Raw genomic sequence first — 15,156 nt, 5'->3', positions numbered from 1 at the left:
ATTGTTGCTCTATCCCCCTAAACCACCGGATTTCTCAATACCGGTCACTCAATGATATCTGTGTAAGCTAAGGAGAGGGTTATGGGGGATATTATGCGTCCCATTCCGTTTGAGGAACTTTTGACGCGCATATTTGATGAATACCAACAACAACGCTCAATCTTTGGTATTCCCGAGCAACAGTTTTACTCACCCGCAAAAGGTAAATCTGTCGGTGTTTTCGGTGAAACCTGTGCGACACCAGTCGGCCCCGCCGCAGGTCCGCACACGCAACTCGCACAAAACATCGTCACTTCCTGGCTGACTGGCGGACGCTTCATCGAACTTAAAACAGTACAAATCCTCGATCGTCTGGAGCTGGAAAAGCCCTGTATCGACGCCGAAGACGAGTGTTTTAACACCGAATGGTCCACCGAATTTACCCTGCTTAAAGCGTGGGATGAATACCTCAAAGCCTGGTTCGCCCTGCATCTTCTCGAAGCTATGTTCCAGCCGTCCGAGTCCGGTAAATCATTCATCTTTAATATGAGCGTCGGTTACAACCTCGAAGGCATTAAACAACCACCCATGCAGCAGTTCATCGATAATATGATGGACGCGTCTGCACATCCGAAGTTTGCACAATACCGCGATACGCTTCATAAACTACTCCAGGATGACGCATTTTTAGCCCGCCACGGTTTGCAGGAAAAACGTGAAAGCTTGCTGGCCTTATCGGCACGTATCCCCACCAGCATGGTACAAGGCGTTACCCTCTCCACGATGCACGGCTGCCCTCCACATGAAATCGAAGCCATTTGCCGTTACATGCTGGAAGAAAAAGAGCTCAATACCTTCGTGAAACTCAACCCGACTTTATTGGGTTACGCGCGAGTGCGCGAGATTCTCGATAGCTGTGGTTTCGATTACATTGGCTTAAAAGAAGAGTCATTTGATCACGATCTCAAGCTAACCCAGGCGCTGGAAATGCTGGAACGCCTGATGGCGCTGGCGAAAGAAAAATCGCTCGGCTTTGGCGTCAAACTGACTAACACCCTCGGCACCATCAACAATAAAGGCGCACTGCCTGGCGAAGAGATGTATATGTCCGGGCGTGCGCTGTTCCCGCTCTCCATCAATGTCGCTGCAGTTCTTTCCCGCGCCTTTGACGGCAAACTGCCTATCTCTTATTCCGGTGGCGCCAGCCAGTTAACTATCCGCGATATTTTCGATACGGGTATTCGCCCGATAACCATGGCAACTGACCTGCTGAAACCTGGTGGCTATCTGCGCTTAAGCGCTTGCATGCGCGAACTGGAAGGGTCAGACGCCTGGGAGCTTAACCGTGTTGACGTCGAACGGTTGAACAGGCTGGCAGCAGATGCGCTAACTATGGAATACACCCAGAAACACTGGAAGCCAGAAGAGCGTATTGAAGTGGCAGAAGACCTGCCACTGACCGACTGCTACGTTGCCCCCTGTGTTACTGCTTGTGCCATCAAACAGGATATTCCGGAATATATTCGCCTGCTGGGCGAACATCGCTATGCCGACGCGCTGGAACTTATCTACCAACGCAACGCCCTGCCCGCGATTACCGGCCATATTTGCGATCACCAGTGCCAGTACAACTGTACTCGTCTGGATTACGACAGTGCGTTGAATATCCGCGAACTGAAAAAAGTCGCCCTGGAAAAAGGCTGGGATGAATATAAGCAACGCTGGCACAAACCAGCCGGTTCTGGTTCTCGTCATCCGGTTGCTGTAATTGGCGCCGGTCCGGCGGGTCTGGCTGCAGGTTACTTCCTTGCCAGAGCAGGCCATCCGGTCACGCTGTTTGAACGCGAAGCTAACGCGGGCGGCGTGGTGAAAAATATTATTCCTCAGTTCCGTATCCCGGCTGAGTTAATTCAGCACGATATCGATTTTGTTGCCGATCACGGCGTGAAATTTGAGTACGGTTGCTCGCCGGACCTGACCGTCGAACAATTAAAAAATCAGGGCTTCCACTACGTTCTGATTGCCACAGGTACTGATAAAAATAGCGGTGTGAAACTGGCGGGCGACAACCAGAATGTCTGGAAATCTCTCCCCTTCCTGCGCGAGTACAACAAGGGTACTGCGCTCAAGCTTGGCAAACATGTGGTGGTTGTCGGGGCGGGTAACACCGCAATGGACTGCGCCCGTGCGGCATTACGCGTGCCTGGCGTTGAAAAAGCAACCGTCGTTTACCGTCGTTCACTGCAAGAGATGCCAGCATGGCGCGAAGAGTATGAAGAAGCACTGCACGATGGCGTGGAGTTCCGTTTCCTGAACAATCCTGAACGTTTCGATGCTGATGGCACCTTAACGTTGCGCGTCATGTCACTTGGCGAACCTGATGAGAAAGGTCGCCGCCGCCCGGTAGAAACCAACGAAACGGTAACACTGCACGTAGACAGTTTGATTACCGCCATTGGCGAACAACAGGATACTGAAGCCCTGAATACGATGGGCGTGCCGCTGGACAACAACGGCTGGCCAGACGTCGACCATAACGGTGAAACCCGCCTGACTAATGTCTTTATGATCGGCGACGTACAGCGCGGACCTTCCTCCATTGTCGCGGCTGTCGGCACAGCTCGTCGGGCATCGGATGCCATTCTTAGCCGGGAAAATATCCGTTCACACCAAAGCGATAAATACTGGAACAACGTCAACCCGACGGAAATCTACCAACGTAAAGGCGATATCTCTGTCACCCTGGTGAACAGCGATGATCGTGACGCGTTTGTCGCTCAGGAAGCCGCACGTTGTCTTGAATGTAACTACGTTTGCAGCAAGTGTGTGGATGTCTGCCCGAACCGCGCCAACGTGTCAATTGCGGTCCCTGGATTCCAGAACCGTTTCCAGACACTGCACCTGGACGCCTACTGCAACGAATGCGGCAACTGCGCCCAGTTCTGTCCGTGGAACGGTAAACCGTACAAAGACAAAATCACCGTCTTTAGTCTGTCGCAAGACTTTGATAACAGCAGCAACCCAGGCTTCCTGGTGGAAGATTGCCGAGTACGCGTGCGTCTGAATAACCAAAGCTGGGTGTTAAACATCGACAGCGAAGGCCAGTTCAACAACGTACCGCCAGAGCTGAACGATATGTGCCGCATCATTAGCCATGTCCACCAGCATCATCATTATCTGCTGGGCCGCGTGGAGGTGTAATCATGTTGATTCTGAAGAATGTCACCGCAGTACAGCTACACCCGGCGAAAGTGCAGGAAGGCGTCGATATCGCCATCGAAAATGATGTGATTATCGCTATCGGCAACGCCCTGACACACCGCTACCCTGAAGCCAGCTACAAAGAGATGCATGGTCGGATTGTAATGCCGGGGATTGTCTGCTCGCACAACCATTTTTACTCGGGGCTTTCCCGCGGAATTATGGCAAACATCGCCCCCTGCCCGGACTTCATCTCGACGCTGAAAAACCTGTGGTGGCGGCTCGATCGCGCCCTTGATGAAGAATCTCTCTACTACAGCGGACTGATTTGTTCACTGGAAGCAATCAAGAGCGGATGTACATCGGTTATCGATCACCATGCTTCTCCGGCGTATATCGGCGGGTCGCTCTCAACGCTGCGCAACGTATTTTTAAAAGTTGGCCTGCGCGCGATGACCTGTTTTGAAACCACTGACCGTAACAACGGCATTAAAGAGTTACAGGAAGGGGTAGAAGAAAATATCCGCTTCGCCCGTCAGATTGATGATGCGAAGAAAGCGGAAACCGAGCCGTATCTGGTAGAAGCGCATATCGGCGCTCACGCTCCGTTTACCGTGCCAGATGCTGGGCTGGAAATGCTGCGCGAAGCAGTGAAAGCTACCGGGCGAGGTTTACACATTCACGCCGCTGAAGACCTTTACGACGTTTCTCACAGTCACCACTGGTACGGCAAAGACCTGCTGGTACGGTTGGCAGAATACGATCTCATCGACAGCAAAACGCTGGTTGCTCACGGACTTTATTTGTCGAAAGAAGATATTGCTCTGCTCAATCAGCGCGATGCGTTCCTGGTGCATAACGCCCGTTCAAACATGAACAACCATGTCGGCTACAACCATCACCTTAGCGACATCCGCAATCTGGCGTTGGGAACCGACGGCATTGGTTCAGACATGTTTGAAGAGATGAAATTTGCCTTCTTTAAACATCGCGATGCGGGTGGTCCGCTATGGCCTGACAGTTTTGCCAAAGCCCTGACTAACGGCAACGAACTGATAAGCCGCAACTTTGGCGCGAAATTTGGCCTCCTGGAAGCCGGTTATAAAGCAGATTTAACCATTTGCGATTACAACTCGCCGACGCCGCTGCTGGCAGAAAATATTGCCGGACATATCGCCTTTGGTATGGGGTCAGGCAGCGTTCACAGCGTGATGGTCAACGGCGTGATGGTCTATGAAGATCGTCAGTTTAACTTCGATTGCGATTCCATTTATGCGCAAGCCAGAAAAGCCGCTGCCAGTATGTGGCGTCGTATGGATGCATTGGCATAAATGACAAAAACCCTCTTCCTTCCGGGAAGAGGGTTAAATAAGGAAAGAAGATGATTGAACAATTTTTCAGGCCCGACTCTGTCGAACAGGCGCTGGAACTGAAGCGCCGCTACCAGGATGAAGCCGTCTGGTTTGCCGGCGGCAGCAAACTCAACGCCACGCCAACCCGCACCGATAAAAAGATTGCCATTTCCTTACAGGATCTGGAACTGGACTGGGTTGACTGGGATAACGGCGCACTGCGTATTGGTGCAATGTCTCGCTTACAGCCACTGCGTGATGCGCGCTTTATTCCTGCGGCACTGCGCGAAGCACTCGGTTTTGTTTACTCTCGCCATGTTCGTAATCAGTCGACTATTGGTGGCGAAATCGCCGCCCCGCAGGAAGAATCGGTGTTGCTTCCCGTTCTGCTGGCTCTGGATGCTGAACTGGTTTTTGGCAATGGTGAAACACTGTCCATCGAAGAGTACCTGGCCTGCCCATGCGATCGCCTGCTAACCGAAATCATCATTAAAGATCCGTACCGCACCTGTGCGACTCGCAAAATTAGCCGTTCCCAGGCTGGATTAACGGTAGTGACGGCAGCCGTAGCGTTAACCGACCACGACGGTATGCGAATTGCGCTGGATGGCGTCACCAGTAAAGCACTGCGTCTGCACGATGTCGAAAAACAAAATCTGGAAGGCTATGCACTTGAACAGGCTGTCGCCAACGCCATTTTCCCGCAGGAAGATTTGCGGGGCAGCGTAGCCTATAAACGCTATATCACGGGAGTTCTGGTAGCCGACCTGTATGCCGACTGCCAACAGGCTGGGGAGGAAGCCGTATGAATATCCACTTTACTTTAAATGGCGCGCCCCAGGAGCTAAAGGCCAATCCTGGTGAGAACGTGCAAAAGCTGTTGTTTGGCATGGGTATGCACTCTGTGCGCAACAGTGATGATGGCTTCGGTTTTGCCGGTTCTGACGCGATTCTTTTTAACGGTAATATCCTTAACGCCTCCCTGTTGATAGCAGCACAGTTAGAAAACGCAGACATTCTCACCACTGAATCCTTAGGCAAATGGAATGAATTAAGTCTGGTTCAACAGGCAATGGTTGATGTTGGCGTGGTGCAGTCCGGTTATAACGATCCGGCTGCGGCTCTGATTATCACCGATCTTCTCGATCGCATCGCCACACCAACCCGTGAAGAGATCGACGACGCGCTTTCTGGCCTGTTCAGCCGCGATGCTGGCTGGCAGCAATACTACCAGGTCATTGAACTGGCGGTTGCACGTAAAAATAACCCACAGGCTACGATTGATATCGCCCCGACTTTCCGCGATGACCTTGAAGTTATTGGTAAACATTACCCGAAAACCGACGCTGCCAAAATGGTGCAGGCGAAACCCTGCTATGTTGAAGACCGCGTAACCGCTGACGCCTGCGTCATAAAAATGTTACGTAGCCCACACGCTCACGCACTGATTACCCATCTGGATGTCAGTAAAGCCGAGGCTTTACCGGGCGTTGTTCACGTTATTACTCACCTGAATTGCCCGGATATCTACTACACACCTGGTGGTCAGAGCGCACCGGAACCGTCACCGCTTGACCGCCGTATGTTCGGCAAGAAAATGCGTCACGTCGGCGATCGCGTGGCTGCGGTCGTCGCTGAAAGTGAAGAAATTGCGCTCGAAGCACTGAAGCTCATCGACGTTGAATATGAGGTGCTTAAGCCAGTAATGTCGATTGACGAGGCAATGGCGGAAGATGCGCCTGTCGTACACGATGAACCGGTGGTGTATGTTGCTGGTGCGCCAGATACTCTGGAAGACGATAACAGCCATGCAGCCCAGCGCGGCGAGCATATGATCATCAACTTCCCTATCGGTTCTCGCCCTCGCAAAAATATCGCCGCCAGTATTCATGGTCATATTGGTGATATGGACAAAGGCTTTGCCGACGCCGATGTGATCATTGAACGAACCTATAATTCAACTCAGGCACAACAGTGCCCGACTGAAACACACATCTGCTTTACCCGCATGGACGGCGATCGTCTGGTTATCCACGCGTCCACTCAAGTACCGTGGCACCTGCGTCGCCAGGTTGCGCGTCTCGTGGGCATGAAACAGCATAAAGTTCATGTCATTAAAGAACGCGTAGGCGGCGGTTTTGGGTCTAAACAGGACATCCTGCTGGAAGAAGTGTGCGCCTGGGCAACCTGCGTGACCGGGCGTCCGGTACTGTTCCGCTACACCCGTGAAGAAGAGTTTATTGCTAACACCTCTCGTCACGTCGCGAAAGTTACCGTAAAACTGGGGGCCAAAAAAGATGGTCGCCTGACGGCAGTGAAGATGGATTTCCGCGCCAACACAGGTCCTTACGGCAACCACTCACTCACCGTACCGTGTAACGGACCGGCGCTGTCGCTGCCGTTATATCCGTGCGATAACGTCGATTTCCAGGTCACCACCTACTACAGCAACATCTGCCCAAATGGTGCTTATCAGGGTTATGGCGCACCGAAAGGTAACTTCGCTATCACTATGGCATTAGCAGAACTGGCTGAACAGTTGCAGATCGACCAGCTGGAAATTATCGAACGTAACCGGGTACACGAAGGGCAAGAGCTGAAGATTCTCGGCGCAATTGGCGAAGGTAAAGCGCCGACCTCCGTTCCTTCTGCTGCCAGCTGCGCACTGGAAGAGATCCTGCGTCAGGGGCGTGAGATGATCCAATGGTCTTCACCTAAAGCGCAGGAAGGTGACTGGTGCGTGGGTCGTGGCGTCGCCATTATTATGCAGAAATCAGGTATCCCTGATATCGATCAGGCTAACTGCATGATCAAACTGGAATCAGACGGTACATTTATCGTCCATTCTGGTGGTGCCGACATCGGTACGGGTCTGGATACTGTAGTCACTAAACTGGCGGCCGAAGTGCTGCATTGTCCACCGCAGGACGTGTATGTTATCTCCGGTGATACCGATCATGCGTTGTTTGATAAAGGCGCGTATGCCTCGTCCGGCACTTGCTTCTCAGGCAACGCCGCACGTATGGCAGCGGAAAATTTACGCGACAAAATCCTTTTCCACGGCGCGCAAATGTTGGGTGAGCCACTGGAAGATGTTCAACTGGCAACGCCGGGTGTCGTTCGCGGCAAGAAAGGCGAAGTCAGTTTCGGGGATATTGCCCATAAAGGCGAAACCGGTACTGGCTTTGGTTCACTGGTGGGAACAGCCAGTTACATCACGCCTGATTTCGCCTTCCCGTATGGGGCAAACTTCGCTGAAGTGGCCGTCAATACACGTACCGGTGAAATCCGCCTGGATAAATTCTACGCCTTGCTGGACTGCGGTACACCGGTCAATCCAGAGTTAGCGTTGGGACAAATCTACGGTGCCACCCTGCGTGCTATCGGCCACAGCATGAGCGAAGAAATCATTTATGACGCCGAAGGTCACCCGTTAACGCGTGATTTACGCAGTTACGGCGCACCGAAAATTGGTGACATTCCGCGTGATTTCCGTGCCGTGCTGGTACCGAGCGACGATAAAGTTGGTCCATTCGGGGCGAAATCGATATCGGAGATCGGCGTGAACGGTGCAGCACCGGCAATTGCTACCGCCATTCACGATGCTTGCGGCATTTGGTTACGCGAATGGCATTTCACACCGGAGAAAATACTCACCGCACTGAAAAAAATATAAATAATAAATGGCCGCTTCGGCGGCCAGTTTCCCTTGTATTAAAGATAACTAATTAGTAACTGCGAAAATGAGATAAGCCGTTCTCAAGGCGTCCTGCGCCCCAAATTCGTGGGAATTTATTTTACTGATTCAGATGATCAAATTTACTTTATAAAGGAGTGAAGGGATGTCTGATATAAACCATGCAGGCTCTGACCTTATATTTGAACTGGAGGATCGCCCTCCTTTTCATCAGGCTATCGTTGGTGCCATTACTCATCTATTGGCAATTTTCGTCCCAATGGTAACACCCGCGCTAATTGTGGGGGCGGCCTTACAACTTTCCGCAGAAACCACTGCCTACCTGGTTTCTATGGCGATGATCGCTTCTGGTATTGGTACCTGGTTGCAGGTAAATCGCTATGGAATTATAGGTTCAGGTTTACTCTCTATTCAGTCAGTCAATTTTTCATTTGTGACAGTCATGATTGCGCTGGGTAGCAGCATGAAAAGCGACGGTTTTCATGAAGAGTTAATCATGTCGTCACTCCTCGGCGTCTCCTTCGTTGGTGCCTTTCTGGTGGTCGGAGCCTCTTTTATTCTTCCTTATTTACGCAGAGTAATTACTCCCACTGTCAGTGGTATTGTTGTACTGATGATCGGCTTAAGCCTGATTAAAGTTGGCATTATTGATTTTGGCGGTGGTTTTGCCGCCAAGAGCAGTGGCACGTTCGGCAACTACGAGCACCTTGGCGTTGGTTTACTGGTGCTGATTGTGGTTATTGGCTTTAACTGTTGTCGCAGTCCGCTACTACGTATGGGCGGAATCGCCATTGGTTTGTGCGTGGGTTATGCGGTTTCATTATGCCTTGGCATGGTGGACTTCAGCAGTTTACGCAATCTCCCCCTCATTACTATTCCCCACCCTTTCAAATACGGATTTAATTTCAACCTCCATCAGTTCCTGGTGGTCGGCACCATTTATCTGCTTAGTGTACTGGAAGCAGTAGGGGATATCACCGCCACAGCAATGGTTTCCCGCCGCCCTATCCAGGGAGAAGAATATCAGTCACGCCTGAAAGGCGGCGTGCTGGCAGATGGTCTGGTTTCGGTTATCGCCTCCGCCGTCGGTTCACTACCATTAACCACGTTTGCACAAAATAACGGTGTTATTCAGATGACCGGTGTCGCCTCTCGTTATGTCGGGCGAACCATCGCGGTAATGCTGGTTATCCTCGGATTATTTCCGGTGATCGGTGGCTTCTTCACCACTATACCCTCGGCAGTTCTGGGTGGTGCAATGACGTTGATGTTTTCCATGATTGCCATTGCGGGTATCCGCATCATTATTACCAACGGATTAAAGCGCCGTGAAACACTTATTGTCGCCACTTCTTTAGGTTTAGGACTTGGTGTTTCTTATGACCCCGAAATTTTTAAAATATTACCCGCCTCAATATATGTATTAGTTGAAAATCCTATTTGTGCCGGAGGCCTAACTGCGATTTTATTAAATATTATCCTCCCTGGTGGCTACCGACAGGAAAACGTTCTGCCGGGTATTACCTCAGTGGAAGAAATGGATTAACAGTAAAGGAGTCAATGATGTCAGGGGAACACACGTTAAAAGCAGTACGAGGCAGTTTTATTGATGTCATCCGTACGGTCGATAATCCAGAAGAGATCGCTTCTGCGCTGCGATTTATTGAGGATGGTTTATTACTCATTAAACAGGGGAAAGTGGAATGGTTTGGTGAATGGGAACAGGGCAAGCATCAAATCCCGGACACCATTCGCGTCCGTGATTATCGCGGCAAACTGATTGTACCGGGCTTTGTCGATACGCATATCCATTATCCGCAGAGTGAAATGGTCGGTGCCTATGGCGAGCAGTTACTGGAATGGCTGAATAAACACACCTTCCCTACTGAGCGCCGTTATGAGGATTTAGAGTACGCCCGCGAAATGTCGGCGTTCTTCATCAAGCAGCTTTTACGTAACGGAACCACCACAGCGCTGGTGTTTGGTACCGTCCATCCGCAATCCGTTGATGCGCTTTTTGAAGCCGCCAGTCATATCAATATGCGCATGATTGCCGGTAAGGTGATGATGGACCGCAACGCACCGGATTATCTGCTCGATACTGCCGAAAGCAGCTATCACCAAAGCAAAGAACTGATCGAACGCTGGCACAAAAATGGTCGTCTGTTATATGCCATTACGCCACGCTTCGCACCAACATCTTCACCTGAACAGATGGCGATGGCACAACGCCTGAAAGAAGAGTATCCAGACACGTGGGTACATACCCATCTCTGTGAAAACAAAGATGAAATTGCCTGGGTGAAATCACTCTATCCTGAACATGATGGTTATCTGGATGTTTACCATCAGTACGGGCTGACAGGGAAAAACTGCGTCTTTGCTCACTGCGTCCATCTCGAAGAAAAAGAGTGGGATCGTCTCAGCGAAACCAAATCCAGCATCGCTTTCTGCCCAACTTCAAACCTCTACCTGGGCAGTGGTCTATTCAACCTACAAAAAGCCTGGAAGAAAAAAGTCAAAGTGGGCATGGGAACTGACATTGGTGCCGGAACCACCTTCAACATGCTGCAAACGTTGAATGAAGCCTACAAAGTATTGCAGTTACAGGGATACCGCCTCTCCGCGTATGAAGCGTTTTACCTTGCCACCCTTGGTGGCGCGAAATCTCTGGGCCTTGATGACCTTATCGGCAACTTTTTACCCGGCAAAGAGGCTGATTTTGTGGTGATGGAACCCACGGCCACACCACTACAGCAGCTGCGCTATGACAACTCTGTTTCTTTAGTCGACAAATTGTTCGTGATGATGACGTTGGGCGATGACCGTTCGATCTACCGCACCTACGTTGATGGTCGTCTGGTGTACGAACGCAACTAATAATAAAACCTTAAACATCCTCGTGAGGACATCATTATGTCTGGAGACATCCTACAAACACCGGACGCACCAAAGCCACAGGGCGCGCTGGATAGCTATTTTAAGATTACCGCTCGTGGCAGTACCGTTCGCCAGGAAGTTCTGGCAGGCTTAACCACATTTCTGGCGATGGTTTACTCCGTTATTGTCGTACCGGGAATGCTGGGTAAAGCAGGCTTTCCTCCCGCCGCGGTGTTTGTCGCCACCTGTCTGGTTGCGGGCTTCGGTTCCTTGCTGATGGGATTGTGGGCCAATTTGCCAATGGCGATCGGCTGCGCCATCTCCTTGACGGCATTTACCGCATTCAGTCTGGTTCTCGGACAACAAATTAGCGTTCCTGTCGCACTGGGCGCGGTCTTCCTGATGGGCCTCATCTTCACCGCCATCTCCGTAACCGGTATACGAACCTGGATCTTACGCAATTTACCAATGGGTATCGCCCACGGAACAGGCATCGGTATCGGCCTGTTCCTGCTGCTGATTGCAGCTAACGGCGTTGGTATGGTTATCAAAAACCCGATTGAAGGTTTACCGGTAGCGCTCGGGGCATTTACCTCTTTCCCTGTGATGATGAGCTTGCTGGGATTAGCGGTAATTTTTGGTCTGGAGAAGTGCCGCGTACCTGGAGGGATCTTACTGGTAATTATCGCCATCTCGATAATCGGCTTAATCTTTGATCCCGCGGTGAAATACCACGGTCTGGTGGCGATGCCGAGCCTGACTGGAGAAGATGGTAAGTCGCTAATTTTCAGCCTCGACATTATGGGTGCACTCCAACCAACAGTTCTCCCGAGTGTACTGGCACTGGTGATGACCGCCGTATTTGATGCCACCGGCACCATCCGCGCAGTAGCCGGTCAGGCGAATCTCCTGGATAAAGACAACCAGATAATCAACGGTGGTAAAGCCCTGACCAGCGATTCCGTCAGCTCGATATTTTCTGGGCTGGTGGGTGCTGCGCCTGCGGCGGTCTATATCGAATCTGCTGCAGGAACCGCAGCGGGTGGCAAAACAGGTCTGACAGCGACTATTGTTGGCTTACTGTTCCTGTTGATTCTGTTTTTATCACCGTTATCGTTTCTGATCCCCGGTTATGCCACAGCTCCCGCACTGATGTACGTGGGCCTGCTGATGCTAAGTAACGTCTCAAAACTGGACTTCAATGACTTTATTGATGCGATGGCGGGCCTGGTTTGCGCTGTCTTTATCGTCCTGACCTGTAATATCGTCACCGGCATTATGCTGGGCTTTGTAACTCTCGTAGTGGGTCGTGTTTTTGCTCGCGAATGGAACAAACTCAATATTGGTACTGTCATCATAACTGTCGCCCTGGTCGCGTTTTACGCGGGTGGTTGGGCTATCTAGAAGAACCTCCGCGCCATACAGCGCGGAGTTTTGTCAGAGTGGATTATTGCCGCTGGCAGCAATACGCTGCTGGCGGACTCGCCTGAGTTCTCCTTCGGTTAACAACTGCAACGCCTGCGTCGGGCAAGATGCAACGCAAGCCGGCCCCTCTTCCCGCTGTTCGCAAAGGTCACATTTCACGATTTCTGGCCGAACATTTCCCGGCCACATTTGAATTGTGATCATCCCAAACGGACACGCGCTGACGCAACTCTGGCAGCCGATACAACGGGCAGAATTTGCCTGCACCACCTGCTCACCCATCGTCAGCGCCTGCACGGGGCAGGCCCCAACGCAAGGCGCGTTTTCGCACTGGTGACACATCACCGGAGCACTAATTCGATCCAAACGCTGCACCTTTAAGCGAGGCAAAAAGAAGCTGGCATTTAAAGTCTGCTCTGACGGATGGGCTACAACACAGGCTACTTCACAAGTGCGGCAGCCAATACAGTCAGCCGGATTAACGATAATTAACGATTTCATCACGATGCCTTCGTATCAAACATAGTTAACATATCGCGCGCCGCCTGCCGTCCTACCGCCATTGCAGTGACAACAAGATCCGCACCATGAACCGCATCCCCCCCGGCAAAGACCTTTTTCAGATGCGTCTGAGTAGCGAAATATCCCGCGTCACCGGTTTTAATCCGTCCCCATTTATCGAGTTTTATTCCACTCCCCTGTAACCACGGCATTGCATGTGCCTGAAAACCAAACGCCATAATCAGAACATCGGCGGGCAGTTCAAACTCAGAGCCCGCCACCGGACGTGGACGACGGCGCCCATCTGGTCCCGGCTCGCCCATTGCGGTACGAATCAGGCCCACCGCAGTTAAACGCCCATCATCGTCACAAGCAATATATTGCGGCTGAACATTGAACTGAAACTCAACGCCTTCCTCGCGCGCGTTGACTACCTCTTTACGCGAACCGGGCATACTGACTTCATCACGGCGATACGCGCAGGTCACGCTGGCAGCATTGAGGCGGATGGAAGTGCGCAAACAATCCATTGTCGTATCGCCGCCACCTAAAACCACGACGCGTTTACCTTCAACATCCGTCAGCGGATACTCTTCAGACTCCGGCAGTCCCATAAGCTGGCGGGTATGGGCAGTCAGGAACGGTAGCGCCTGAATGACGCCCGGCGCATCTTCATGCGGCAGATCTGCACGCATCATGCCGTAAGTCCCCACGCCGAGGAAAACAGCATCATATTCCGCCGTTAATTCGTTGAAAGAGATATCGCGGCCAATTTCACAATTGAGATGAAAGTCGATTCCCATTGCGGTGAATATCTCCCGCCGCTGGCTTAATACCATTTTATCGAGCTTGAACGGAGGAATGCCAAATGTCAGCATACCGCCAATTTCTGGATGGCGATCAAAGACATCAACATGAACACCCGCCCTCGCCAGAATGTCGGCACATCCCAGTCCCGCGGGTCCTGCGCCAATCACCGCCACTTTTTCTATGCGGGGAACAACCTGGCTGACATCAGGACGCCAGCCCATCGCCAGCGCAGTATCAGTAATATAGCGTTCCAGATTACCGATAGAGACTGCGCCAGAGTGATCTTTTAAAGTACATGCGCCTTCACAAAGCCGGTCCTGCGGACATACCCTACCGCAAATTTCCGGTAATGAACTGGTCTGGTGGCAGAGTTCTGCCGCTTCAATAATCTTCCCTTCCTGCACCAGGCGGACGTAATCAGGGATAGCGTTATGCAGCGGGCAATGCCAGTTACAGTTGGCTTTTTCGGCGCAATAGACACAACGGTCGCTTTCATACGCCGCTTGTTTTTGATCAAGGCCGCAATAAATTTCGCCAAAGTGGGTCTTCCGCTCGCTTGCTGTAACTTTATCCGCCCCTTTGCGTGGAGTGACAGGGAGCAATGCCTCGCGACGCGATGATTGTGGTTTTTCCGATGCTTTTCCCTCCGCCGTTCTGCGCTGTCGCAGCGTTTTCATCTGCTGCAAGCCGTTCTCATCCATCAGCCGCAACGCCTGGGTTGGGCAGACTTCAATACAGGCTTGCACGCCGGAATTGCGCTGGTTACAAAGGTCACATTTCTGCGCAATAGCATCGACCATCTCAATTACCCCAAAGGGGCAAGCGATTGCGCATCTTTTACAACCAATGCATTTTTGTTCATCCAGTTGCACGCTATCGGGCTGAAAAGTCAGGGCATTTACCGGGCAAGCCGTAACGCAGGGGGCATTGTTGCAATGATGGCAAGCCACTGGATTTGCAGCCAGACCTTTCCCAACAACGTGGATACGGGGTCGAAAATCACCATGACTCTGCGGCCAGTTTTCTTGATTATGAGCCACCGCACAGGCAATTTCACAGGCATGACAGCCTATACATTCCGCAGCATCAGCAGCAATAAACTTGTTCATTTGCATCCCTTTCATTTGATGAGTTATGTCTTCTCAAATGTCGCAATGCAATAAACGGGCGTATATGAGGAAACGAGTCAGTTTTAATTATAATTTTGTGAGAGATATCAAATTATCGCCCCTCAATCTGTGCCGTTTTCAAGATTTAAACATCGCCGTTCAAAAAAATGCCATTCGGATAAAAAGTATTAAATACGAGAGT

The 15,156-nt window shown here is 51.3% G+C and carries 9 protein-coding genes; 7 read left to right on the top strand and 2 right to left on the bottom strand.

All coding sequences use genetic code 11. The features are described 5' to 3' along the window. Positions 1 to 81: 81 nt before the first annotated feature. From ygfK to ghxQ, 7 genes are all read left to right on the top strand, one after another. The gene (gene ygfK, locus D9736_RS07790; protein ID WP_130258066.1) at positions 82 to 3,180 is read left to right on the top strand and encodes a putative selenate reductase subunit YgfK; all 3,099 of its coding nucleotides are present in this window, start codon (positions 82 to 84) and stop codon (positions 3,178 to 3,180) included. Between the two features lie 2 nt (positions 3,181 to 3,182). Further along, complete coding sequence (ssnA, locus tag D9736_RS07785; protein WP_130258065.1) at positions 3,183 to 4,511, top strand: putative aminohydrolase SsnA; 1,329 nt, start codon at positions 3,183 to 3,185, stop codon at positions 4,509 to 4,511. 50 nt (positions 4,512 to 4,561) lie between these two features. Next, positions 4,562 to 5,341 (top strand): molybdopterin-dependent oxidoreductase FAD-binding subunit, encoded by a 780-nt coding sequence (ygfM, locus tag D9736_RS07780; protein WP_130217928.1) that lies wholly within the window; start codon positions 4,562 to 4,564, stop codon positions 5,339 to 5,341. After that, positions 5,338 to 8,208: a molybdopterin-dependent oxidoreductase Mo/Fe-S-binding subunit gene (locus D9736_RS07775; RefSeq protein WP_130258064.1), complete on the top strand. Its 2,871-nt coding sequence runs from the start codon at positions 5,338 to 5,340 to the stop codon at positions 8,206 to 8,208. Before ygfM ends, D9736_RS07775 begins: the two co-directional genes overlap by 4 nt. 166 nt (positions 8,209 to 8,374) lie before the next feature. After that, a complete protein-coding gene (xanQ, locus tag D9736_RS07770; RefSeq protein ID WP_130217932.1) occupies positions 8,375 to 9,775 on the top strand; it encodes a xanthine/proton symporter XanQ in 1,401 nt (466 codons plus the stop codon). 17 nt (positions 9,776 to 9,792) lie between these two features. Next, positions 9,793 to 11,109 carry a guanine deaminase gene (guaD, locus tag D9736_RS07765; protein ID WP_130208049.1) on the top strand — a complete coding sequence of 439 codons (1,317 nt, stop codon included), beginning with the start codon at positions 9,793 to 9,795 and terminating at the stop codon, positions 11,107 to 11,109. A 36-nt stretch (positions 11,110 to 11,145) separates the two neighbouring features. Beyond that, positions 11,146 to 12,513 (top strand): guanine/hypoxanthine transporter GhxQ, encoded by a 1,368-nt coding sequence (gene ghxQ / locus D9736_RS07760; RefSeq protein ID WP_130258063.1) that lies wholly within the window; start codon positions 11,146 to 11,148, stop codon positions 12,511 to 12,513. 33 nt (positions 12,514 to 12,546) lie between these two features. On the opposite strand, the gene D9736_RS07755 is transcribed toward ghxQ, so the two are convergent. Both D9736_RS07755 and ygfT read right to left on the bottom strand, forming a co-directional pair. After that, entirely contained in the window at positions 12,547 to 13,035 is a 489-nt protein-coding gene (locus D9736_RS07755; RefSeq protein ID WP_130217936.1) for a 4Fe-4S dicluster domain-containing protein, read from the bottom strand. Continuing rightward, a complete protein-coding gene (gene ygfT / locus D9736_RS07750; protein ID WP_130258062.1) occupies positions 13,035 to 14,954 on the bottom strand; it encodes a formate-dependent uric acid utilization protein YgfT in 1,920 nt (639 codons plus the stop codon). Before ygfT ends, D9736_RS07755 begins: the two co-directional genes overlap by 1 nt. Between the last annotated feature and the right edge of the window lie 202 nt (positions 14,955 to 15,156).

This window comes from Escherichia sp. E10V10 (genome assembly GCF_004211985.1).
Classification (GTDB): Bacteria; Pseudomonadota; Gammaproteobacteria; order Enterobacterales; family Enterobacteriaceae; genus Escherichia.
The sequence above is the reverse complement of the archived record's forward strand: the minus strand, read 5'-3'. Positions and strand labels throughout refer to the sequence as shown.